Genomic DNA, 1,572 nt, shown 5'->3' with positions numbered 1-1,572 from the left:
GCCCCGGCCCGGGCGCCGCCCCCGACGCCGACGCCACCGCCGTCGTCGTCGCGAGCCTCGGCGGCGAGGAGGCCGGGATGATCCGGGCCGCCCTCGACGCCGGCATCGGCTACGTCGGCCTCGTCGCCAGCCGGCGGCGCGGCGCCGACGTGCTCGCGCAGGCCGAGGTGCGCCCCGACGAACGGGCCCGCGTGCACACCCCCGCGGGTCTCGACATCGGTGCGCGCACCGCCGCGGAGATCGGGCTGTCGATCGTCGCCGAACTGGTGCAGGCGATCCGCCGCGAGAGCCTCGGTGCGCCCGTCGCGCCGGCCGCGCCGCCGCACACCGCGGTGGACCCCGTGTGCGGGATGACCGTCACCGTCACCGCCGACACCCCGCACCTGACCGACGCCGGCACGGACGTGTGGTTCTGCTGCCCGGGCTGCCGCCGCACCTACCAGAAGGAACACGCCGCGTGTTCGTGACGGGACCGGCCCCGGGAGCCGGCCGATGAGCGTGTTCGGCGGCGTCGACGATGTCATCCGCCGGTTCGACGACCAGGATTACCTGCTCGACGAGGGCACCGCCACCGCCCTGTACCTCGCGGTGGAGCTCGGCCGGCCGCTGCTGCTCGAGGGCGAGCCCGGCGTCGGCAAGACCACGGCCGCCAAGGCCCTCGCCGCCGCCGTGGGCACCGAGCTGATCCGGCTGCAGTGCTACGAGGGCCTCGCCGCGAGCGAGGCCCTCTACGACTGGAACTACCAGCGGCAACTGCTCGCGATCCGGCTCGCCGAGACCCGGGGTGAGAGTCTGAGCGAGGCCGACCTCTACACCGAGGAGTTCCTGCTCGAGCGGCCGGTGCTGCGCTGCGTGCGGCACCGCGGCCCCACCGCGCCGGTACTGCTCATCGACGAGATCGACCGGGCCGACGACGAGTTCGAGGCGCTGCTGCTCGAGTTCCTCGGCGAGTTCTCCGTCACGATCCCCGAACTGGGCACCCTCACCGCCGCGCGGCCCCCGATCGTCGTGCTCACCTCCAACCGCAGCCGAGACCTGCACGACGCTCTGCGCCGGCGCTGCCTCTACCACTGGATCGACTACCCGGACCGGGACCGCGCCGTCGCGATCCTGCGCCGCACCGTCCCCGCCGCGAACCTCGCGCTCGTCGAATCGGCCGCCGACTTCGTCGCCTCCGTGCGCCGGCTGGACCTGGACAAGGCGCCGGGCATCGCCGAGACCATCGACTGGGTGTCCGCGCTCGTCGCGCTCGGGGTGGGGGATCTGGTCCACCCGGGCGCGGTGGCGACGCTGACCGCGCTCGCCAAGACCCCCGACGACCGGACCACGATCCGTGCCGAGTACGAGGAGTACCGGGCGTGAGCACCGCGCTGCTGCTGCGCGGCGTCGACCTCGCCGCGTTCACCGTGGCGCTCACCGACCGGTTGCGCCGCGCCGGCGTGCCCGTCGCCGCGACCGCCGCCGCGACCTTGGTGCGGGCGCTGCGGCTGTACCCGCCGCGCACCCGCAGCCGGCTGTACTGGACCGCGCGGGTGGCCCTCGTCGATCGGCAGGACGCGCTCGCGGCATTCG

2 protein-coding genes and 1 pseudogene are annotated in these 1,572 nt (G+C 74.8%); all 3 read left to right on the top strand.

Annotated elements, in window-relative coordinates:
* The coding region (locus CQZ88_RS31305) for an XdhC family protein (RefSeq protein ID WP_258008661.1) at window positions 1–467 on the top strand (467 nt) is incomplete at its 5' end.
* A 25-nt stretch (window positions 468–492) separates the two neighbouring features.
* Entirely contained in the window at window positions 493–1,362 is an 870-nt protein-coding gene (locus CQZ88_RS18600; protein ID WP_006946617.1) for a MoxR family ATPase, read from the top strand.
* A pseudogene (locus CQZ88_RS18595) lies at window positions 1,359–1,572 on the top strand (protein CoxE); the annotation flags it as partial. The gene CQZ88_RS18600 and the pseudogene CQZ88_RS18595, both read left to right, overlap by 4 nt.

The organism is Rhodococcus sp. ENV425, assembly GCF_002887785.1.
GTDB lineage: Bacteria > Actinomycetota > Actinomycetes > Mycobacteriales > Mycobacteriaceae > Rhodococcus > Rhodococcus aetherivorans.
Note: the sequence above shows the minus strand (reverse complement) of the source record. Positions and strands in the feature narration are given on the sequence as shown.

Coding starts and splice junctions, on each gene's coding strand:
- CQZ88_RS18600 (WP_006946617.1), top strand. CDS start 493: ATGAGCGTGTTCGGCGGCGTCGACGATGTCATCCGCCGGTTCGACGAC.